The sequence below is a fragment of the Paenibacillus ottowii genome (assembly GCF_050516475.1).
Lineage (GTDB): Bacteria > Bacillota > Bacilli > Paenibacillales > Paenibacillaceae > Paenibacillus > Paenibacillus ottowii.
Map to the genome: position 1 here is coordinate 2,549,388 of NZ_CP191577.1, position 25,119 is coordinate 2,574,506.

Genomic DNA, 25,119 nt, shown 5'->3' on the forward strand with positions numbered 1-25,119 from the left:
AATCCACCGCCTAGGAAGATGTATTATTTTTATAGTAGGCCATAATCTCATCCAAATCGCTAATTGAAAGATTCTCATCGCTCACATCTGCAGGAGTCCATTCCTTCTCCTTCTTTTCAGAGCAATGTTCAATAATTTCTAGCAAACGACTTTGCAAGAAATCCCCCAATTTTTGAATACTCGATTCAGCATATTCACGACTGCTATACTCGATCCCGAGGGTTAATATCCCGTGTTCGATACTGCCATTAACATCAAGCACAAATGGTGTCTCGTTTTCCTCACTTACCGTCCGGCCTGGAGAATACTTTGATTCGACAAATAAAGGCGCAACGGAACTTGAATCAATTTGGCCGTGATAATTAAATCGGATTTCAGGAGCAAAATGTTCCTGATTAGTACTTTTCAAATGGTGTAGGGACATATATTCCAGAATTCCGAAGTCAATGCCCTTATTAGGAACACGTCGTAACGCTTCCTTGGTCAGCTTAATTTGATAAGATAAATCGGCATTATGCTTCATATCCAGATGAACAGGATACATCGTAGTAAACCAGCCGACCGTTCTGGTTATATCTATATCATCAAAAATCTGTTCGCGTCCGTGTCCTTCCAGCAAAATGGTAAACTCATTATCATCAGTCCAGTCTCTCAATGCCAGTCCAAAGGCTGTCAACAGTAGATCATTTACATTCGTGCTATACGCCTTGTGAACATCCTTCTGCAGACGATCTGTTTGTTGCTTGGAAAGCCTTACGTTGCAAATTTTCAGGTCTTTCCCTCTTCTGTCAGCGACCGGATAGTCTTTTTGAAGCGGTTTATTGGTATGACGGATTACATTCTCCCAATAACGCTTGTAACGAGCTGGACGCCCACCCTTTGCATCATCACCAAGGCGATGGGTCCAATCTTTCCATGAATGGGTCTTCGCCTGAAAGAGGATTTCTTCATTATTAAGCGCCTGCATGTATCCTTGTTCTAAATCTTCCAATAGAATTCTCCAAGAAACTCCATCTACCACCAAATGATGAATCACAAGTAGTAGGTGATCACCTTGAGCCGTGTGAAACACCCCTGCTTGCACAAGCGGACCGTCTTCCAAATTCATGCGTCGCTGAATCGCTTCGCTGAGGGTCTGGATTGCCTCTTCAATGGATGACTCATGGCTTACATCCAGAGCAGTAAGAGCATATGCCTTTCGATTTGTACCATGAATGATGGGAATAATGTTGTCCTGATGCGCTGTATATGTCATTCGTAAGGCATCATGATGTTCTGTCAGCTTAGACAACACCTGATCTACCAGTTCTTCCTTCCATCCCTTTTGGCTATACAACATAACAGCCTGGTTCCAATAGTTTGATTCCGTGAACTTTTGTTCAAAAAACCATCGTTGGATAGGGGATAGCTCAGCCTCTCCTTCAATAATCCCTTGTTCGGCTTGAACGCTGACTGCTCTTAGATCTGGAATCAGGCTACCTATTGTTTGATGACGGAAAAGGTCCTTAATTTCCATGCGATATCCATGCTTACTTAGACGTGTGGAAATTTGAATAGCTTTAATCGAATCCCCGCCCAATTCAAAAAAGTTATGATTCGTTCCGATCGGAGCATAGCCAAGAACCTCTTGCCAGATTTCCGCCATCAACGTTTCGACCGTATTGGAAGGAGGAATATAATCTACCTCAATCGACAGACTGTGATCAGGCTCAGGCAATGCTTTTCTGTCGATCTTACCACTCGATAGATAAGGCATAGCTTCCATAGATACTATATAAGCAGGCACCATGTACTCGGGTAGGACTTCTTTAATACGAGCCTTTAACGCTTGTACATTAAACTCCTGGGCCTGTTCAACATAGGCGCATAAATAACTTCCCCCAGAACGGTCCTCACGAGCAAGCACTACTGCCGTCTGTACCCCTTCATAGGCCAATATTGCCGCTTCAATCTCACCCAGCTCGATCCGGTATCCCCGAATCTTCACCTGATGGTCAATCCGACCCATATATTCAATGTTTCCATCCGGCAGCCATCTCGCCAAGTCTCCCGTCCGGTACATCCGTCCCCCTGCACAATATGGATCCGCTACGAACTTCTCCTCCGTCAGTTCTTTCCGATTCACATATCCCCGGGCTACGCAGTCCCCTCCAATGTGCAGCTCGCCCGGTACGCCTATCGGCTGCAATCGGTCTTTGCTGTCCAAAATATACAATTTCACATTATCAATCGGCTTCCCGATTGGGATGCTCTCCGGTTCCTGCTCGGCTGGACAGTCGTAATACGCCACCTCTACCGTTGCCTCCGTCGGTCCATACAGGTTGTGCAACGTAGCTCCTTCAGCTCCCAGCAAGCGGTTAAATCGGCGGACATGTTCTGTCATCAGCGCTTCCCCGCTGGCAAATACTCGCCGGACACTACGCATTTTCCTAGCGGCTCCGCTGTGCTCGATATACTCCAGGAATGCTCCCAGCATGGATGGCACAAAATGGATCGCTGTTACCCCGTTGGCCTCCACCGTTTCGGTTATCGTTGCTGGATCTTTCTCGCCTCCTGGCTCCAGAAAGCATACTGTCGCTCCCTGAATCGCCCACGAGAACAACTCCCACAACGATACATCAAAGGTGTATGGCGTTTTTTGCAGGATCACATCCTCGGCTCCAAACGGAATTCGTTTTTCCATCCAGTGCAGACGGTTGATCAGCGAAGCGTGCTCAATCATGACCCCCTTCGGCTTGCCGGTGGAGCCTGACGTATAAATCACGTACACCAAATCGGTCGAGCGGTTAACAGGTTCCGGGTTCTTCTCGCACTCTTCTCCTGTAAGCTCCATCCCGTCCATCAGTAGATCTTCAATAGCGATCAACTCGCGATTAGCTCCGTGCGGACGAAGGCGGTCCAACTGATCCCGCTGGGTCAGCAGGATGGACGCCCCGCTATCCTCCAGCATGAATCCCAGTCGTTCTTCCGGGTCCTCTGGATGTAGCGGCAGATACGCTCCACCTGCCTTCAAAATCCCCAGCAGGCCGACAATCATCTCTAGTGATCGATGAACTGCGATGCCCACCATCTGGTCGGGCCCGACCCCTTTCTTCCGCAGCACGTGAGCCACCCGATTCGCTTGGGCATTCAGCTCCTGATACGTCAATTGCCGATCTTTGTAAAGCGCTGCCGGATGTTCCGGTGTTCGCTCCACCTGCTCTTCAAACAATTGATGAATCGTCTTCTCCTTTGGATAAGGCGCGGCCGTCCCGTTGAACCCCTTCAAAATCACTTCTTTTTCTACTGCTGTTAACAAATCTGTATCACCTATGGTCTGTGTGCTATTAGCGACAAAAGACCTTAACACCACCACCATATGATCCAAGAAGCGTTCGACAGTGTCTTTTTGGAACAAAGCACTGTTATACTCCAAATTCAAATGAAGGTAGCTACCTGTTTCTTCCGCACTTAAGGTTAAATCAAATCGGGATACACCTGGATTGAACGGAAACGGTTTGAATTCCAACCCACTAGATTGTAGCGGCTGTCCTTTTGTATTTTGCATGACAAACATGGTGTCGAAGATCGGGCTTCGGCTCACATCTCTCCGCAGCGCAAGCTTTTCGACCAATTGCTCAAAGGGATATTCCTGATGTTCAAAAGCAGATAAAACCGTTTCCTTAACTTCATCCAGAAAAGCTGAAAGACTCTTCTCCGCTGAAGGGCTAGTACGCAGTGCCAACGTATTGACAAACATGCCGACGATCTTTTCCGTATCTGGATGTCTCCTCCCAGCAACCGGCGTACCGATGACAATGTCGTCTTGTCGTGCATGCTTGGACAAAACAATGTTATATACAGCCAGTAAAATCATGAACAATGTACTTTGAGCTTCAGCTGCGAGTTTATGAAGTGGCTCTGTTATATCATCGCCCAGAATTCGAGATACCGTGTTACCTTCATAGCTTTGAATAGACGGCCTTGGAAAATCTGTTGGTAGCTCCAGTACAGGCGGCTCATGTTTAAAGAGATCCAGCCAGTAGGATTCCTGCTCTTTAATAAATCCATGATTTATTTGCTCATTATGCCAGTTAGCATAATCTTTGTACTGAACGGATAGAGGCGAAAGCGCCTGTCCATCATATGCCTTTACAAATTCATCCATAATAATAGACATAGAAACGCCGTCCGAAATAATATGATGTAAATCAACCAGCAGCATATTTTTGTTCTCTGCCAACGGGATCAGCTCGCCTCTTAATAAAGGGGCACGGCTCAGGTCAAACGGTTGGACGAATTCACTTAGTACCGTTTCTATATGCTGTTCCTCTGAATCTTCTTTGCTGGTCAAACTATGAATTTTCAATTCAAATTCTACTTCGTCATGTACGCTTTGAACCGGCTCTCCGTTGATCCATGAAAAAGAAGTGCGCAACGCTTCATGCCTGTGAATCAGAGTGTTGAAAGCCGTTTTCAACCGCTCCTGATCCAGATGGCCTTGAACGAGCATGACAGAAGGCATATTGTAAACCAGTTCCGCTCCTTCAAGTTGATGCAATATCATCTGACGTCTTTGCGAGGAGGAAACCGGATAATAGGTTTGATCAGAAAGTAGAGCAATTTCGGTAAATGTACCTGCCCCTCTCCCGATTGTGCGTTCAATGAGTTTGCTCATGCTTTCCACAGTTGGGTACTCAAATATTTCACGCATAGGCAACTCGACCTGGAATTCTCGAATAATTTTCCCGATAAGTATTGTAGCCTTCAGCGAATGTCCGCCCAGTTCAAAAAAATGGCTGTGTATACCTATGGGGCTCACATGCAGAATATCCTCCCACAAACGTACTAGACGAGTTTCTGTATCTGTACGAGGAGCTACAACCCCCTGCTCCCGAATCACATGATGGGGCTCAGGAAGCGCTCCTCGGTTCACCTTTCCATTAGGCGTAAGAGGTATCGTAGCAATCTGTATCAGATGAGCAGGTACCATATACAAAGGCAGAGACGCTTTCAAATAAGATCGTATTTCCTGTGTCGAGAGTTCATGATCAGAAACAATGTAAGCACATAAATACGTTTCGTCCTCTTGGTCTTTTCTTGATAGAACAACGGCCTCTCTGATCTCATGATGAGAGAGAAGAACCTTCTCGATTTCTCCAGTCTCAATGCGATATCCACGGATTTTCACCTGGTGGTCTGTTCTTCCGAGATACTCCACATTGCCGTCGGGGAGCCATTTTGCCAAGTCCCCTGTCTTATACATGCGCTCTCCGAAAACGAAGGGACTATCCGTGAATCTTTCGTACGTTAGGTCGGGTTGATTAATGTAGCCTAGGGCTACTCCTGCACCAGCAATATAAAGTTCGCCCGGAATGTCTACAGGAAGCAGTCTCCCCTCCTGATCCAAAATGTACAACCGGGTATTGTCAATAGGCTTACCGATTGGAATACTCTGCAAATCATCTCCATCCGGGCAATCAAACCATGTTGCATCCACTGTTGCCTCCGTTGGTCCGTATAAATTATGCAGAGTTGTGCCATTCGGCTTTCGAAGAAGAGTATTAAACCGTCTGGCTTGCTTAACTGTTAGTGCCTCCCCACTAGCGAAAACTCGTTTAATACTGCTGAGTTTCCCCTCTGCTTGGTGCTGCTCAACATACTCTAAAAAAACAGACAACATGGAAGGCACAAAATGAAGGGTTGTAATTTTCTGTTCTGCCACCGTGTCCACCAGTAGCTTGGGATCCTTCTCCCCATCAGGCGGAAGAAAGTAGACCGAAGCTCCGGCTATAGCCCACCAAAATAGTTCCCATACAGAAACATCAAAGGTGTAAGGCGTTTTCTGTAAAATGATATCGTCCACACCAATCGGATACTTTTTTTGCATCCAAAGAAGTCGATTCACTATAGAGGTGTGACGAATCATAACTCCTTTAGGCTTACCTGTAGAACCGGAAGTATAAATTACGTAAGCTAAATCCTCCGGCCCACTGTAAGGTTCAAGATTAGTTTTTTCAGTTGCCCAGTCTGCTCCGATCGCAAGCACGCTGATATTCGGTGAAATATCCTTCAATGTAGATTGGTTTTCCTGTTGTACCAGCAGGATGGAAGCGCCGCTGTTACCCGCTATATATTGAATTCGCTCCAGAGGGTCCTCTGGATTGATTGGCAAGTAAGCTCCCCCTGCCTTAAGAATAGCTATGATCCCGACTAACATCTCCGGTGAGCGATAGGCTGCAATCCCAACAATCTGGCCGGTTTGCACCCCTTTCATTCTCAAGATGCGAGCCAAGCGGTTAGCCTGTTCGTTCAATTCCAGATAAGTTAGCCGCTCATTAGCAAATGCCGCTGCCAAACGATTCGGCGCTAGCGCCACCTGCTCTTCGAATAGCTGTTGAATCGTTTGAGTTTGAGGATATAAGGCATCTGTATCATTAAAATCTCGCAGGATTCTGTGTCTTTCCTCGTCAGAAAGCAAATCAATATCATCCACATTCATGTGCGGATTAGAGACTATCTGTTCAGCTATTTGTTTTAGGTGCAATTCAATTCTTTGAATATCTGAAGCTTGATAAGCAATACTGTTATAGCCAAACTTAACCTTCAATTCCTTACCAGGAATGACTCCAATATTAAAATCATAATTTGTTTGCTCAAAACCCTCGGTTTCCACAATTGAAACAAGCTGTTCTCCTTCACCACCAGCAAGCTCTTCAGTAATTGGGTAGTTCTCGAACGCTATAATATGGTGGATCAAGCTCTTGCCCAGTGGGGTTAGCATCTGGATATCAGCCAAGGATAGAAAATGGTACTTCCCTGATTCCATCATATTCTGCTGGAATTGCTTGATTATCTGGGAAAATGTTTGTGCTTCTTTATGACAAATACGTACAGGAATTGTATTAATAAATAATCCAACCATTTTCTCTGACCCTTCCAGCTCAGCTGGACGGCCAGAAACAACGGAACCAAATACCACATCCTTGGTGTTATTGTATCTTTGCAGCAACAGACCCCATATCCCATGAAATACAGAACTTAAGGTTACCTGATTTTGTTGTGCTATCATTTCCAAACCACGGGTTAACTGCTCGTCCAAGGTGAAAATATGGTTGTTCAGCTTGTAGCTTCCATCCTCAGTTGACTTGCTGCTAAGAGGTAAGCCACTTTGCTCTTCCACACCTGATAATTGCTGTTCCCAATAAGCAAGGGCCGTCTTCTTATTTTGCTGCCCTAACCAACTGATATATCGACTATATGGAAATACTGCGTCCAATTCTGGCTTCTTCCCGAGGGAAGAAGCTCTGTAAATTTGGAACAGATCCTTCGCTATTGTACCAATACACCAGCCATCCATAATGATGTGATGAAAGCTTAGAACCATTTTGCAGCTTGTATCACTTAATGCAAGAACACTTATCCGAATAAGGAGATCCTTCTCCAGATCGAACCGCATCTTTCGATCATTAATCGTAAAATTATCAACATATAAACGTTGTTCTGCTTCATTTAATTCTGTAATGTCTCTATAATCAATCGTTGCCTCTCTATTAGCCAGCACGACTTGTAACGGTTGGTCTGTTTCTTTATAAACAAACACAGTCCGTAACACATCATAACGGTCAATTAGGGTTTGGAAACTTTCTTTCAGCGTCTCTGCATTCAACCGTTCATTTAAGGTAATGATCGTTTGATCAAAATATGCTTCTGAGTGCTCGTCTAAAATGGAGTGATATAGAAGCCCCTCCTGCATGGGTGTCAATGGATAAATGTTTTGAATGAGTGCGTTTCTCATACGGCTCACCACTTTGCTACAAGTTTAGTTTGTTACTTAAAAGTTGGGACAGGTTCTGAAACTCATCGATTGACAATTTGTCATAGAGAAAATCAGTTGGACTTTGTTCCGTTACTTGTTTGCTGCAGCAATGGTCGATTAGATTCATCAGATGTTTTTGGAATAAAAGCAATATTCGCTCAATAGTTTGTTGCTGGTATTCTTGCTTGTTATAGTTGCATGTAATAGTTAACTGTTCACTCTCATTAATAATGCAGTTGATATCTAACGCTACGGATCTTTCCGTGAAAGGACTAGCCTCTTCTCCCGAAGAAAATTTAGAAAGTGTAAATACATCTGTATCTAGTTCCGTATCAAAACGGCCCATATAATTAAAGGCAATTTCAGGAGCGGCCTGAAATGCAGTCACACCAGACTCATTGACTCGAGTATAGTTTAATATCCCATACCCAAAGCCTTTGTTTGGTATCCTTCTTAGGCTATCTTTGATGTTCTTAATCTGATATGAAAGATCATGAGCACCATCCACTTCCAGTAAAAATGGATACATTGTTGTGAACCAGCCAACGGTTCTGGAAATATTCATTTCCTGAAACACTTCTTCTCGCCCATGCCCTTCAAGATAGATCAACACACGAGACTGTTGAGTCCATTCTTTGATACTTAATCCAAGAGCAGTGAGCAAAATGTCGTTAATTTCAGTATTGTAGGCCTGGTGTACCTGTCTTAATAATTTGCTAGTCTTCTCACTATCAAGTGAGATACTTACATTTTCACTATCACACAACATGTTGGTTTCATAGGAGCTGTCTTTAGGTAGCGTTCCAGACTGGACTTGCTCCAGCTGTGTCCAGTATTCCAGTTCCTGCGCCAGCTCCTCGCTTGTTGCATATTGGCTTATTTCTTGTGCCCAGGAGCGGTACGAATCCGTTTTGTCTGGCAAGAGTAGTGTTGCCCCCTGCTGATATTGCTGATAAAGAGACGTAAAATCTTGTAAAATAATTCTCCACGAAACCCCATCAACTACCAGATGATGAACCGCAATGAGCAAGTGATCTCCCTCAGCAGTCCGGAATAATCCAAGCTTCATTAAAGGACCGATGGTGAGATCGAAACTACTTTGAATAGCCGTTGCTTCTTGCTCAATCCATGCTTCTGCTGGTAAACCTTCAGGCAGTGATTTTATCGTCAAGGATAGTGGTTGATTGTTTAGCCCTTGATTGTATTGAATGATGCGATCTTTTCTCTGACAGAATGTCATTCTTAAGGCATCATGCTGTTTAATGATGCAGTCAAATGCAGCTATAATCCCTTGCTCATCAAAACCTTCTTCAGAAAATAGCATGACGGACTGATTAAAATGCTGAGGACTTATCTTCTGTAGATGGAAGAATCGCTGCTGTATTGGCGTTAAAGGCAGCTCTCCCTCAATAGCTTCCTGACTAATCTTCCGACGGATAACCTTAACGAATGGGCTCAATTGTCTAATCTGAGGGTACAAAAATAACTCCTTAATGCTTAGCTTGTAGCCATGTGTGTTCAAGCGCGAGACGATTTGCAGACCCTTAATAGAGTCTCCGCCCAAATCAAAGAAGTTGTGAGTTGAACTCACGCCTGTTACGGCAAGCACTTCCTCCCATATTTGGGCCAGCAATACTTCAATCTCGCCTGTGGGTTCCACATACTCCACTTCTAAGGCACCGCTCCAGTCAGGTTCGGGTAATGCTTTACGGTTAATCTTTCCACCAGGTGTAATGGGGATCACGTCAAGCGGAACATACACCGAAGGGATCATGTAATCAGGAAGCTCCTTAGCCAACTGCATTTTGATACGGTCCGTATCTAATGGATTAGCTGATACCACATATGCGCATAAATAAGAACTTCCCTTATTCTCTTTGACCATTACGACAGTTTCCTGAATATCAGCTATGCCTAAAAGATGATATTCAATTTCACTAAGCTCAATCCTGTAGCCTCGAATTTTGACCTGAAAATCGGATCTACCCAGGAAAGCAATATTACCGTCGGGCAAGTATTTAGCTAAATCTCCTGTTTTATAGAGCTTTTCATAGCCAGGCACTGAATAAGGGTTATCTATAAAGCTAGCCTTTGTTTTTATTGGATCATTCAGATAGCCAATTCCAAGTGGTGTACCTGCAATATACATTTCTCCTACGATTCCCACGGGAACCCTCTTTAGCCCTGGGTCCAATATATAAATCTTGGTATTGGCAATTGGCTTTCCGATCGGAATTCTGTCTTCATCTCCCGTCACTCGATAAGCAACACAGCCTATACTTGCCTCCGTTGGACCATACAGGTTCGTGATTTGAACATGAGGGAAAATGGTTAAAAACGTATGAACTGTTGACGGCGTAATTTCTTCACCACCAAGAATAACTTGTTGAAGAGAATCCAATTGCTTTGATCGAGTTGAATTTTGATCCAACTGGTTGACAATAGCATTAAATACGGATGGAACGAAGTCTGTAAAAGAAATACGTTCCTGTTCAATGATATTCGTCATATACGTAGCATCCACCGTCATGCCTGTTTCCGGCAACACGGTCGTTCCGCCGTTCATTAATGGCCAGAACAATTGCCATACCGCGCTGTCGTATACATGATGAGTTGTCTGGAGAACACTTTGTGCAGCCGATGTTCCAAAATAGTCGTTCATCCATAGAAAACGATTGGTTATTCCTTTATGGGCAGCAATAACTCCTTTTGGTTTGCCGGTTGAACCCGAAGTGAAGATTACATAGATTGGCGATTCCATATCTACATCTACTGCCGGGTTACTGATAGTGTTACTCCTCTTTTCGACTACAGAGCAGTCTATAACTAGGTACTCAGCATTTATTTCTGAACTGATAGGTGTGCTTGAATTGACCAACAGGATAGAACTTTCCAAATCCTTCAGGGCGCTCTGTAAGCGGTCAATCGGCCACTCTGTATCAAGAGGCGAAAAAGCAGCCCCTGTTTTCATAACAGCCAGTATCGATACTACCAGTTCCAGGCTCCGTTCCATGAGTATAGGCACATAACTTCCAAGTCCAATTCCTTTAGCCAACAAATTGCTTGCTATCGCGTTCGCCTGATCATTTAGCTCCTTGTAGGTCAGCATCTGATCTTGATAGATAACAGCTTTAGCATCCGGTCTTCTATCAACCTGCTCCTCAATATAATGATGTATGGGTCTCGGTTGTGGATAAGCTATATCAGTGCTGTTATACCGCTCCTCCATAGCAGCCGCTTCTGTTGCGCTTAGAAGATTAATATCAGTCAATGCCATATCAGCGTTTTGGACTACTTCCTCCAATACATTTAGGTAATGCTCGACGAGAAGCTCAATTGTTTCTTTTTTATACAGTTTTGTACTGTACTCAAATTCCAGATGAATTGTCCCAGCCTTTTGTTCGGCATTCAATACAAGATCGAATTTGGAAATACCCGTTTTGAACGGATATAGCTCAAAATTAAGGTTATCGGCTTGCCACTGCTGCGCATCCGTATTCATAAAGGAGAACATCGTGTCAAATAACGGATTTCGACTCAAGTCTCTCTTGATGGACAGCTTATCGACCAGTTCGGCAAATGAATACGATTGATTTTGCAGAGCTTGCAGCGTGTTTTCTTTTACTTCATTCAAAAAGGTTTTGAAGCTCTTATGACTAACCGGATGGTTTCGAATAGCCAGTGTATTGACGAATAACCCTATGATCCCATTGGTATCTGCATGCGTCCGTCCAGATGTTGGAATGCCGATCACGATATCTTCCTGTCCCGCATATTTTCCCAACAGCACATTATAGGCAGCAAATAACAGCATAAAGAGCGTGCTATCTGTTTGAATACAAGTGAGGTTCAACTGTTCTATAAGCTTTTCGGACAGTTCGACTTTTACCATATCTCCAACAAAACTCTGCAATTGTGGCCGCTGATAATCTGTAGGCAGATCTAGAACGGGAAGCTTTCCTTTGTATTGCTCTAGCCAATACTGTTCCTGCTTTGCATGAATTTCTGTATTCGATCTGAACCAAGCAGAGTAATCTTTGTATTGAAGCGGTAAAGCGGGAAGTTCTTCTCCCTTGTACAGCTTGTTCCATTCGTTAATAATAGTGTCGATAGAAGTACCATCCGCTATCAAATGGTGCATATCAATAAGAAGCATAAATTTATCGCGATCCATTTGAAGAAGCTCTGCCCGAAATAGTGGGGCTTTACCAACATCAAAAGGTTGTATGAAATTATGAATCAATGTATCTAGGCCCTTTGTCGTAATATCACCAGCAGCCCGGGCAAAGCCAAGTTCAAAGCTTACCTCTGGGTGTACAAATTGCACCGCTCTGTCATCCACATATCCGAATGAGGTCCGAAATGCTTCGTGCCGGGCTAATAATTGTTCAAAGGTACGCTCCACTCTTCTTCGGTCAACATGACCTTCGATCATCAGTGCTGCCGACATGTTGTAAGCCACTCCCGTCTCATCTAACGGTAGAACAGCCAACAGTCTGGATTGTGCTGGAGAAACCTCATAATAAGCTCTCTCAGTCACCGCCTCAATTCGTTGGTAATCTGTGGGTTTGGCAGCAAGAATCTTCTTGGAGAGTGCTTCGATTGTTGGTGCCCCAAATATATCTTGAGTCGAAATTTCGATATGAAAGACCTCATTGATTTTCGCAGTCAACAGGGTCGCTTTCATCGAGTGCCCACCTATTTCAAAAAAATGATCGTGTATACCAATCGGTGATATCTCCAGCAGATCCTGCCACATTTCGATCAATAGCTGCTCCGTTTCATTATTGGGTCCAACGTGCTGTGATTCTTTGCCAGAATGCTCCCCTGGTTCAGGTAATGCACTTTTACTAACTTTACCGTTTGCTGTCAGCGGCATCGCATCCAACAAGAGTACATGGGCTGGTACCATATAATGAGGCAGGTTTGACGACAGATATTCTTTCAAAACATCTACTGTAACCGATTCCCGTAAAACGGCATAAGCGCATAAATACGGATTGTCATCTGCTCCTTTAATCACTACAGCTGCCTCTTTTACCGCTCTATGAGCCAACAGTGTGCTTTCAATTTCACCTGGCTCAATCCGGTAGCCCCTGATTTTAACTTGTTGATCTGCTCGGCCAAGATACTCTAGCGTTCCGTCAGGTAACCATCTCGCCAAATCTCCTGTTCTGTAGAGCTTCATATTGTCCAAATAGGGATGCGGAATAAATTTCTGTGCCGTAAGCTCAGGACGATTACGATATTCTCGCGCAATTCCTTTACCCCAAACGCATAATTCTCCTGGGAGTCCTATTGGCCGCAACTGCAAGTATTGATCCAGAATGAGAACACCCGTATTAGGAATTGGCTTGCCAATACACCCTACTTCTTCAGGCCCCATATCTCGCAACATCGTTGTAACTACACTATTTTCTGTTGGGCCATACTCATTGAACAATTGAATGCCAGGATGTTTGGCTTGGCTGGCTTCTACTAACCGTTTCGTTGCTTTCTCACCGCCTAACGTTACAACCTTGAGAGACTTGACTTCATCTGGAGTCAGACCCTCTATAACAGACATGTACATGGAAGGAGTACACACGAGATGTGTAATATGAGTTGATAAAATTAAAGACTTCAGAGCCGATAATTCACTCAGTTCCTCATTCGTAGGCAACACTACCGTACTTCCAGACAGCAGCGGAGTAAAAAAGGCACCCACAAAAGCATCAAACGAGCTAGACAGCAGTGGCAGGATACGGTCTGCTGCTTCCAGTGCATATGCATTTATTCTCCAAGATAACGTGTTTAATATCGCTCGATGCTCAATACTAACTCCTTTAGGAGTACCGGTTGAGCCCGATGTATAGATCACATATGCCAAATGACTTGAATCCGATTCCCACTTTGAAGATAACTTGCTTTCTGTTTTATACCACTCATCATCGTCTATATTTAGGACTAAACCTTCATAAGTAGTAGCATTGTAATTAGATGAGTCATTCAACAACAGGAGAGCAGCCCCGCTATCCTCAAGCATAAAGTGAATTCGTTCTTCTGGATAAGAACTATCGATTGGAAGATAGGCGCCACCGGCTTTTAAAATAGCCAACATACCAACTGCCAAATCTAATGAACGGCCCGCCATTAAGCCGACTACAGTTTCTGCTCCTACTCCCCGCTTCACTAATGCCCTCGCCAGCTGATTTGATTTCTCGTTCAGCTCTTTATAAGTAATCATATGTCCCTGATGAACTACAGCTACATGATCCGGACTTTTCAGAGCTTGTTCTTCGAATTTCAAGTGCAACATTTCTTGTTTCTCCCTCATAAATGCAGAGGACAAATCGAAAGTATTAAAGCCATGTATTAGCTGCAACTTCTCTTTCTCAGGTAACCATTCCAAATTCCCAATCTCGCTCCAAGGTTGTTCTAAAATGGAGCGTAATATTTGTATATAGAGGCTAGCAAGGCGATCAATCGTTTCTGGTCGGAACAATTGGGAACAATAATTGAAGCGTAAGGCTAGACCCCCCTGCCACTCGTCAGCACTCAATACCAAATCAAATTGGGAAATTCCCGGATTAAATTCACTTGGATGAAATTTCACTCCATTAGCTTCAAGAGAACCCATCTCAAAATTCTGCATGACAAACATCGTATCAAACAAAGGATTGCGTCCTTGATCACGACGGATATCCAGTCTCTCAATCAATGCTTCAAAAGGATAGTCTTGATAATCCATAGCTCGCAGAGTCGTTTCCTTGACCTCTTGCAAAAACGAATGGAAACTCCGCTGAGGAGACGGACGATTCCGCAAAGCTAACGTGTTGACAAACATTCCTATCATCGTTTCCGTGTCCGGATGCTGGCGCCCTGCCACCGCTGTTCCTACAATAATATCTTCCTGACCCGTATACTTTGCGAGCAGTATATTATAAGCCGCAAGCAGGATCATATAAGCCGTAGTCCCCGTATTTTTGGCAAGTTTCTTTAATTCCTCTGCCATTACCGAAGTGATGTTATACGACAATATAGCCCCTTCGTAGCTTTGATGTAACGGTCTAGGGAAATCTGTAGGCATAGCCAGTATAGGTAATTCTCCGTTCAAAACATTTTTCCAATAATGTTCTTGTTCAAACAAACGATTGCTGGTATATTGTTCCTTTTGCCATACAACAAAATCTTTATATTGAATTTGGATTGGAGTTAAAATTTCACTCCGATACAGTTGTACGAGTTCATTAAGGAAAATGGATAATGAAAGCCCATCTGCAATACTGTGATGCATATCTATGACCAACATATGTTTATTAGCTTCAAAGCGAAACAATTCTGCTCTGAAGAGTGGTCCTTGGCGCAGATCAAATGGACGGACAAACAAGCGACTCATCTCGTCTGCATCTTTCTCCAATATTTCTGTGACTTTGATTTCAAAATCCAGCTCATCCTGAATGACTTGTACAATTTCACCATCTACGATATTAAAAGAAGTACGAAATGATTCATGACGTCGAATCAAATCCAGGCAAGCCTTTTGAAGACGTGGAATATCTAGATCTCCATCAATACGCACCTGACCTGTAATATTATAAGCTGTACCAATACCCATATCCTGTAAGACAAACATACGTCTTTGGGCATCTGATACTGCATAATGCGTGCATTCTTCTAGTTTTTTAATAGAAACGGCTGTTCCTTGTTTGGCTCCTTCGATCACCTTGGTCAAAGCCGAAACTGTCGGTGAATGAAAAAGTACATTCAAGGGGATTCGTTTGCCAAACTCTTGATGAACTCTGGCAAGCAAGAGAGTCGCCTTCAACGAATCCCCTCCTAGATCAAAGAAATTGTCATCAGATCTAACACGATTCAATCCCAGCACCGTTCCCCAAATTGCCCCTACTTTTCTCTCCGTGCTGCTAACTTCCTCAACAGGTTCTTTGCTAACAGCTTGTTTCTTAGTAGAAATTTGCGACAAGTCTACATACCCCTGCGAATCTAAGGGCATGTTTTCAAGCTGAACAATCTGTTGAGGTACCCATTGGTCTTGCAAATGATTTCGTAATTGCTTACGAAGGATAGCCTCTATTCCATCACTAGGACTTGTAACATAAGCAACCAATTGCATATCTGCTCTGTCCTCTGTGCTCTGAGCTATCACTTGGCACTCACTGATTTGTGGAATTGAAATAATAAAGCGTTCAAGTTGTTCAGTATATATGGCATGCCCTTTGATATAGGCTCGCTTCTGAACAGGTCCCAACATTCGTAATTCACCGTTTGCAGTTCGCAAAGCCAAGATTCCTGTCGGTAAATACACTAAATCTTCGGAAGTAGGTTCGTTTGCTTGAACTGCATGCAATTCCCCGATCGTCCCCACAGGCGCAGGTTGCAGATAATGATCCAGTAAATAGATGGCACTTGGTAAACCGTTATCCGTGATGCCGCTAGATTCGAGTTCCACATATTCCCTGTAGTTTTTAGCCCCATATTTCAGTTCATCCTGATGTAAGAGTGAGATATCTACAAAATCCCGTTCCTGCCCATCAGCAATCGTATTCAGGATGTGTAGAAAATACTCTGCCCAAATCTGTACTGTTTCCGGTGCGGCCAAGCTAGCTTTAATATCAAAATCAAACCAAAGCTCTCCCTCGACCTCCATCACATTAAGAAACATGTCATATTTGGAGTACAGGATCGGCGTTGGTATCAATTCAACATCCAATCCATGAAAATGAAAATTCTGCATTGGTCGATCCATATTGAAGATGACATTCATCTCAGGAATCCGTATGTTCTCCATACGCTCAATCAGATCAGCAAAAGAGTAGCTTTGAAGCGGTTCGACCTCCTGCATAACTCGTTTAACTTGTGCCATATACTTGAATAATGATTCTTTGCTGGTAATATGGCTCACAATCGGCAGCATATTAACACAGTTTCCGATCAAATTAATTTGTTCCATTCTAGACTGTCCAGAGGTAGGAATACCTACTACTATCGTTGTGTTTCCAGTTAAGCGGTGCAGAAACACCTTATATGCAGTCAGCAGTGTGACAAACAGACTGTTACCCGCTTTAATGCTAAGCTTTTTCAACTTTCTCGCCAGCGTACTGTCTGCCCGAATATTAATTCTTTCTCCTCTATATGACGGCTTCTTCATGCCACCATCCTCAGACGGAATATCCATGGCGACAGGGACAGAATCCAATGTCCGTGTCCAGTAAGAGACTGCCTCATCCACTCCTGCATGTTCTAATTCCAACTGTTGCCAAGCTTGAAATTCTCTGAATTTTGGCGGTACAGGCAACGTGACTATATGCTCACCTTTGCAGAAAGAAGTGTAGACTTGCTCCCATTCACGGATAAACACTGCCATTGACCAACCATCAGCAACAATATGATGAAATGTGAACACCACAATATGTTCTTCCGGTTGTAAACGTAAAATGTGAGTTCGGAACAATGGTTCTTTGGACGTCAAGTCAAACGCCCTTTGCCCCTCTTCCTCAAACCATCCCTTAACTTTTTCTTCGTGCTCTGATGAAGGAGATTCTGAGAAATCACTTAGTGAGATGACCACATTCACGTTGTCAAGAACATGCTGTTCTTCGCCATCGAGGTCAATAACCGTCCGTAGCGAATCATGCCGATTCACAATTGCTTGAACTGAACGCTTTACAATATCAAGCTGCAGTTGACCCTGCATCCGCAAGGCTGCTATTTCATTGAATGCAGTGGATGAATCACTTCTGGATTGCGTCGCAAACCAAATTTGCTGCTGCTCCTTTGTTAAAGGGAAGGATGCAGATTCGATGGGAACCATATTATTTTTTCGGTTTCCATTTTCATCCGGTGATGGCGTATTGTCAGGTAAGAATCCCCCTTTTCTCAGTTCCTCCACGCTTTCCTTTACAGCCTGTGTAATTTGTTGAAGGTCCCCATCTGTGTGAGCAGTCGATAAAAAGCAATTGCGACCTTCCCAAATGTAAATTCCCTTGTCAATCAGCAGATGGAAAAAGAGCTCGATATCGCCAAACGAAACAAACCGGAATAGTGAGCCATAGTTCACCATGTGAATAGGCACACTGTTTTGTTTAAAATAAGTATTCAGTTCTGCTACCCATTCGTTGGTTCTTCGGTTCAGTTGTTCTTGAAGATTCGGCCCTTCAGACTTCAAATATTTTAAAGTCGCTAGAGCCGTTTGCATAGTCAGCGGATGTGTGCAGAAAGTACCGCCTACGAACGTTTTAATATTCGTATTTTTCGGATAGGAGTCGTCTCCGAACGACCACACACCTCCATCCACAGTGTCCATAAACTCTGAGCTTCCGGCGACAATGCCAACAGGCATACCTCCACCCGCCACTTTTCCGTAAGTAACCAGATCAGCTTTAATTCCAAACCAGGCCTGAGCACCTCCTGGATGAATTCTAAATCCTGTAATTACTTCATCAAAAATAAGAGCCGTTCCTGAATTTGTTGTTATCTCGCGAATTTGCTTCAAGAACTCCTTTGGTTGCAAATCCGGTCTGCGACTCTGTACTGGCTCCACCAATACGGCGGCAAGTTCATGTGCATAATGTTTGATAGCTTTTATAGAATCCGGATGATTATAAGGGAGTACAATTACATCCTCCATCATGCTCGAAGGAATTCCCGGTGCCATGGGCAGAGCCTCTCCCCCGCTTGAGTTCGGATCGGACACAGCAAGTACACCATCGAATGTTCCATGATAAGAACCAGCAAACAGCACTATTTTGGAGCGTCCTGTAGCTGCTCTAGCCAAACGTAAAGCGACCATAACAGCTTCTGACCCCGAATTATAAAAGGCAACCCGTTCCACACCTGTCAGCTCGCTAATTAAAGCAGCAACCTCGCCTGCTGTATTTGACATAGGGCCAATCGAAGGCGTACGGTCGTGCACATTGCTCCGTAAAGTATCGGTTAGCCAAGCTGGGTTATGCCCCAGTAAATGAACCCCAAAACCCATAGTTAAATCAATGTACTCGTTTCCATCCACATCCCATATCCTTGAACCCGAAGCGCTCTCTGAAATGATAGGATATACGATTTCTTTCCAATAGGACCGGAATCCAGACACATGACGATTATTAGCATGAACCAATCGGCTATCCTGTGTGTATTTCTTGGACCCGAGGGTTCGTTGAGTATATCGTTTAATAAAACGCTGTAGAAAATCATTTTGCCGCGTACTGTATCCACTTTCCTCACCGATCAGTAGAGGTTGATAGGGTACAAAGGGTTTGGATTCAGTAGTTGTATTTACTTTAATTGTAGAAGTGATAGGCACGTCAGTTGTCACAACATGCAGAGCTGTAGGCTGAGCACTGACTGTGTCTTGGTTTGTTGTTAACGATGCTGCCTGAATAGTTCCTCCTTGACCACCACCAAGCATCTCTAGTTGTTTGGTCAACACTTGAGTAAGTCCAAGCTGTTGGTTGTTCAGTAATTCAATCTGTTGAGAAAGTAACTTTTCCAGGCTACCAAACTCGGACGAAGACTTTGCAGCAACCATATTTTCTGGATTGACTTCTGTCCGACTATCGACCGTACTTAGAGCATCAGCAGCTGCAACCGATTGGGTGGTATATGTCAAATCTGAAATAAACGTTGTTAGACGATCCAGGTTTGTAACACTTTCAAAGAACTGGTTCATGGGAACATCCACATTAAATTGTTCTCTAATTTCTTTTTGAACTTGAACTAGCATAATTGAATCCAAGCCCATTTCGAGAAAATGCAGCTGCTCATCCAGTTGTTCCACCGTAAAACCAGAGACTCTACTGATCACATCTTTTAATACTTTGGAAATCTTCGTTGTGTAGTCTAGCTGATCTGTAACTTGCAGCTCTTTTGGATACGCGGACTCCATACTTTTCTCCTCCCTGCCTGCGTTACTTATCTGCACTACTTTTGGGGTAAACCAGCAACGATTTCGTTCAAAAGGGTACAAAGGCAGCGACTGGATTATTTTGATATCATCCGCATAAAGCGCTTGCCACTGAATAGACATACCTTTGACGTACAATTCACCTAATTGGCGTAGAGCGTGAATATCTGTATGTGCACTTGTTCTAATGGTTGTAATCAATCGACCTACCGTGTCATCTTTTTCCCTTTTATGATCAACACTCTGTCTATGAGAACCTATATACATATCAGGGACATTCTCTTGTTTGTTCCCGAAAGCCCATCGCTCCAACTTGTGTAATAAATCCTCTGGACTGGAAGTAATCACTGCTAATTTATGCTCCATATGAGCTCTGCCGATATGTGTTGTATAGCACATTTGTTCCAAGGAAACCGCTGGATTTTGGCGTAAATAGTTCACATATGCCTCAACCAAATGATGCAGACTTCGCTCATTTTTTGCAGAAATCGTAAAAAGATGAATACCATCCGGCATGTTTGCAGAATCATTATCTGTTCGCGTTTCTATAAACTCCTCCATAACAACGTGAGCATTTGTTCCACTGAAACCAAAAGAACTTACTCCGCAGCGAAGTGGGGCATCAGTTGAACTTAAATCCGCTACTTCTGTCGTCAAATAAAACGGCGACAATTCAAAATTTATACGGGAACTAGGTTTCTTAAAATGAACCAACGGAGGATTCTTCCTCGTTTGCAGCATCAGAACTGCTTTAATAAGACTGGATATTCCTGCTGCTTCAAATAAGTGACCAATATTGGGTTTGACGGAACCGATTGCACAAAATTGTTTTTTATCCGTATATTTTTCAAAGGCTTGTGTCAATCCCGCGATCTCAATAGGGTCCCCTAGTTTAGTTCCCGTTCCATGAGCTTCGATAAATGACAGAGTTTCCGGGTGAATAGCCGCATCATTCCAAGCCGCCTCTACCACTTCTGCCTGTGCGGAAGGACTAGGTGCAGTAATACCTACCGTTGTACCATCCTGGTTCACTGCACTTCCCTTAATCACAGCATAAATACGATCTCCGTCTTGCAATGCTTGATCGAGAGGCTTTAACAGGACCGCTGCAACCCCTTCTCCCACACCTGTTCCATCTGCCTCTGCATCAAAGGTACGAGCTCTGTAATTTGGCGATTCCATATCTAGCCCCAGCTTCACTGGTAATAGCATCGTTCGGATTCCTCCGGCAATCGCCATCTTGCAATCCCCCGTCGCTAATGCCTTACAAGCCATATGAATCGCGACAAGTGAAGAGGAGCACGCCGTATCTACTGTTACTGCTGGACCTTTTAAATTAAGAAAGTAAGAAATCCGACTTGCTAGCACTGACGGTAAATTTCCAACAATATATTGGTGAAATTTGTCCGGCTCTCCTTTAGATAGCATCCGCTCATAATCGTAGCCTACTTTTGAAAAGCCAACGTAAACTCCTACCTTTTGTCCATGAATCCGATCCCCTGCATAGCCCCCATCCTCAAGTGCATGCCATGCGGTCTGAAGGAATAATCTCTGATTAGGGTCCATATAGCTAGCTTCCACAGGACTCAGCTTGAAGAACGCATAATCAAATTTATCAATTTCTTCTAGGAAGCCGGCTTCTATAAACTCTTCTTCTCCCTTCCTTTGATCCACAACGGATAAATAATCGATGGCGTCTTGCTTTCGTTGAGAGCTTAAGTCCCCAATACAGTCATAGCCTTGAACAATCTGATCCCAATACTGTGAAACAGATGAAGAACCAGGTAAGTCCAAAGAAAGCCCAATAATAGCTACGTCCTTGCTATGATTGTGATCCGTATCATCCGTAGGAATATGCTGTTGTTCAGAATCGGCAGGGCTCGCTAAAAATTCTGCCAAGTGAGCTATTGTAGGGTGATCAAACAAATCAGTAACTGCAAGCTTAATCCCCAGCTGATTTTCAATTTTGTCTGTAATCTGAACCAGTTGTAGGGAATTGGCTCCTAAATCAAAATAGCTGTCTCTCGTATCAACCTCTTTCCTAAGTAACACCTCGCAGCAAATATCGTGAAGTACTTTTTCGATCTCAAACGAACGTGTAGGCTTTTTCTTTTCTTGCTCCATGATCTCTTTTAAAACTATTGAAGTCTCCTGATAATGCCCCGCTTCATACTGAGCCGCAAGCTTATACCTCTGTAACTTTCCACTGGTTGTTTTGGGCATTTGCTTAATAGGTATAATATCGTGAACCGCCCATCCTCCATTACGATACAAATGTTTTTTTAGATTAATTGCAATTGGAGAGAACTTTTCTATCGTCTTTTTGGATACGACAAATACCACAATTTCCTCTGTTGCCATCCCATTAACACGAACTCCACACGCCGCCACACGATTAAGTTCTACTCCTTCTACTTCCTCAGCGATACGCTCGATGTCATGAGGGTAAACGTTCTGACCATTTACAAATATGATATCCTTTGCTCTTCCTGTGATGACTAATTGGCCTTCGCGGAAGAAACCCAAATCGCCAGTTCTCACCCATCCATCTAGCGTCAAAAGTTTAGATGTCGAATCTTCGTTGTTATAGTATCCCTTTGTAACATTTTTACCTTTGATTTGTATGTGCCCAATAACGCGTTCTGCGACATCCTCATCCTCATCGTTGCATATTCTGATTTCACAATAATCTAACGACTGGCCGACCACAACAAATGGCAGAGCATTATGAAAAGTCTTGTCTACCTCCAAGACGGACTCTCCAATGTTTAAGTGCTTACGATCAACATAAACGGTTATATATTCAGTATCGATTGGTGGGATAGCAACTGCAACCGATGCTTCTGCTAAACCATATGATGTTCGCATAGTCGTTCTTTTTAATCCAAAAGGAGCTAATTTGTCAAGAAAGGTGTCACATAATTCAGGAGAGATAGGTTCGGCACCATTTATGATGGCACGGACCTTGGATAGATTCCAGTTGTTTACTTTTTCAGGCTTGAAAAATTGCATGAAATACTTATATCCGAAGTTTGGCGATGAAATAATGCTTACTTCATGTTCGCTAGCTTTTTTTATCCAAAGTACTGGCTGACGAATGAACAGCGAAGTCGGCATAATGTACTGATTCACTCCAGCAACTAATGGGGTAATATGGTTGTAAATTAAACCCATATCATGGGTGAGAGGCATCCACTGCAAAAACGAATCTTGCTCTGTGATGGCTGTCCTATTTATAATTCCACTTGTGTTATGAATGAGATTATGATGTGTAAGGATGACTCCCTTAGGATCACCTGTGGAACCAGAGGAAAACTGAATAAATGCTATATCCTCCAAACGAGGTGTGTGTACCTTTGCAAAGGATCGTTTTGGTTGTTCATGGTTTTGAAGAAGCAATTGGTGACGATGGCGGATATTTTCGAATAGATTAGTTTGGTTGCTTTTCAGGGTATATTTCTCAAGGTCTTTTAATATTTTGGGCTCGATGAGTAAATAAGGATCATTAAGAACATCCCAGATTTTAAAAAGTTTCATTCTATGCTCATCATTGTTACCGATGCTGACAGGTACCGGGATCATGCCACCAAGAATGCAAGCCCAAAACGCTTTTACAAAATGACGGTTGTTTTCTATTTGAAATACAATTTCCTGTCCTTGCTTAACTCCTGCATCCTGAAGATTCTCCAGAAATGCTAGAGCTTCCCAATATAATTCTTTATAAGTAAGTGTTGTTTCGTTTTGGTCCGACTCAATAAAGGTAATAAATTTTTGGTCGCACTTTCCCCGTTCTGTAATAACATCAACCAGGGTTTTGAATCTATTTGTATACATGCTATTCCCCCGTATATCGTAAGATTTATTAGCTTCCAGTTAATAAATTTACAATTTCCAACATCATTGATGAATCTTATTTAGATCATACTAAGAATCGTCTGTTGTTCTTGCTCGGGAACTTGCTTGGTAGTGAGAATAGTACGGATTAGCTCTAACACCTCAGAATTAACCACATCATAAAGGGTGTCATTCTTGTGATCTTGAAGATGATTGATCCAATTTCTAATCTGCTGACTAGGGTAAACAACCCCCTCCATATGTTGTTTGTAATCCCCATTTCGATTTCGTGCAATAAGCGCTGCTGCAAATCCTTCCTCCAGACGCTCAAGTGTAACTTTGCGTGTAGTTTGCTGCTTACTTAGCCACTTGCCCACTTCTTTTAAAGAAGAACTAGTATTAACAGAAAAAGTGGAGATACCAGGATATCTTTCTTTCATCAGCTGTCCAAGTACCTTCCTTGGACCTAATTCTAACGCTACGGTAATACCGTTCTGATATAAATAATCCATCGTATCTGTCCAGCGTACAGGACTAATCATTTGCTTGTACAGCAAGTCATAAATTGACGATTCATCGTGTGGTAAGGCTGTTACATTGGAAACAACCGGCCACCTTCCCTTGCGTAGCAGAATTTTTTTTAGTTCTACGACCAGCTTATCTGCTGCAGACTTCATAAGAATACTGTGAAAAGGTCCACTTACTGTTAAATAATTAACCTTACTATGTTCCAAATGTTTTAATTGTTCCACTATTCGAGCCATAGGTCCTGTATGTCCCGATAGCACGTACTGATTATCCGAATTGTGACATGCAATAGATATAACTTCATGATCGGAAGATATCTCTTGACATAAGTCCTCCAGAATAGAAGCAGAAACATTCGCAACAGCAATCATAGTTCCTACACCGTTAGCTGTAGCCTGTTGCATGAACAATCCCCGTTTTCTCACTATTTGAAGGCCATCTTGAAAAGAGAAAAAACCACTGCACACCAAAGCCGAGTATTCTCCTAAACTATGCCCAGCCAACAATTGAGGTTCCAGTTCCAATACTTCTCTGCTAGCATAATATGCAGCAAGGCTAGCAGTCAGTAAGGCTGGTTGGGCATTCATAGTCTGAAGAAGTTCTTGGGAATCTCCCTCAAAACAAAGTTTTGAGAGTTTTACACCCAAAGTATCATCCGCTTCTTCGAATAAACGCTTTACCACAGTAAAATTATCCCATAGTTCTTTACTCATTCCAACATATTGCGAGCCTTGTCCAGGAAAAATAAAAGATACTTTATTCATCAGAAACCTCTTCTCCAGTGAGCTTTTAAGATATCCTGAATATGTGTACTTTTTAAATTTAACTTCTGTTGCAAGTTATACCTTATATAGTATTAAAGCAAAGTTATGATCAACATAATTAATGAAGAAAAAATCATTTTTAGAGAAAACTAAATAATATGTAATCTTAGTGTACTAACATTTAATAACTTGTATTAATAATTTATAATTCGTTATTCCAACCAATGTTTACACCTTTTACGAATTAAAATAACGATTTATTTCAACAAAGTCAATAAATAAGCAAACCTTTAAAT

The 25,119-nt window shown here is 42.9% G+C and carries 3 protein-coding genes; all 3 read right to left on the reverse strand.

The features are described from left to right. Positions 1-10 precede the first annotated feature (10 nt). Positions 11-7,777 carry an amino acid adenylation domain-containing protein gene (locus ACQQ6X_RS12075; protein WP_430493584.1) on the reverse strand — a complete coding sequence of 2,589 codons (7,767 nt, stop codon included), beginning with the start codon at positions 7,775-7,777 and terminating at the stop codon, positions 11-13. 16 nt (positions 7,778-7,793) lie between these two features. After that, entirely contained in the window at positions 7,794-23,531 is a 15,738-nt protein-coding gene (locus tag ACQQ6X_RS12080) for a non-ribosomal peptide synthetase (protein WP_305165512.1), read from the reverse strand. A gap of 80 nt (positions 23,532-23,611) precedes the next feature. Then, complete coding sequence (gene fabD / locus ACQQ6X_RS12085) at positions 23,612-24,823, reverse strand: ACP S-malonyltransferase (protein WP_305165513.1); 1,212 nt, start codon at positions 24,821-24,823, stop codon at positions 23,612-23,614. Positions 24,824-25,119: the final 296 nt, after the last annotated feature.

What these genes read in the sequence shown, in the direction of transcription:
- ACQQ6X_RS12075 (WP_430493584.1), bottom strand. Translation starts at nt 7,777, where the DNA reads ATGAGAAACGCACTCATTCAAAACATTTATCCATTGACACCCATGCAG.
- ACQQ6X_RS12080 (WP_305165512.1), bottom strand. Translation starts at nt 23,531, where the DNA reads ATGTATACAAATAGATTCAAAACCCTGGTTGATGTTATTACAGAACGG.
- fabD (WP_305165513.1), bottom strand. Translation starts at nt 24,823, where the DNA reads ATGAATAAAGTATCTTTTATTTTTCCTGGACAAGGCTCGCAATATGTT.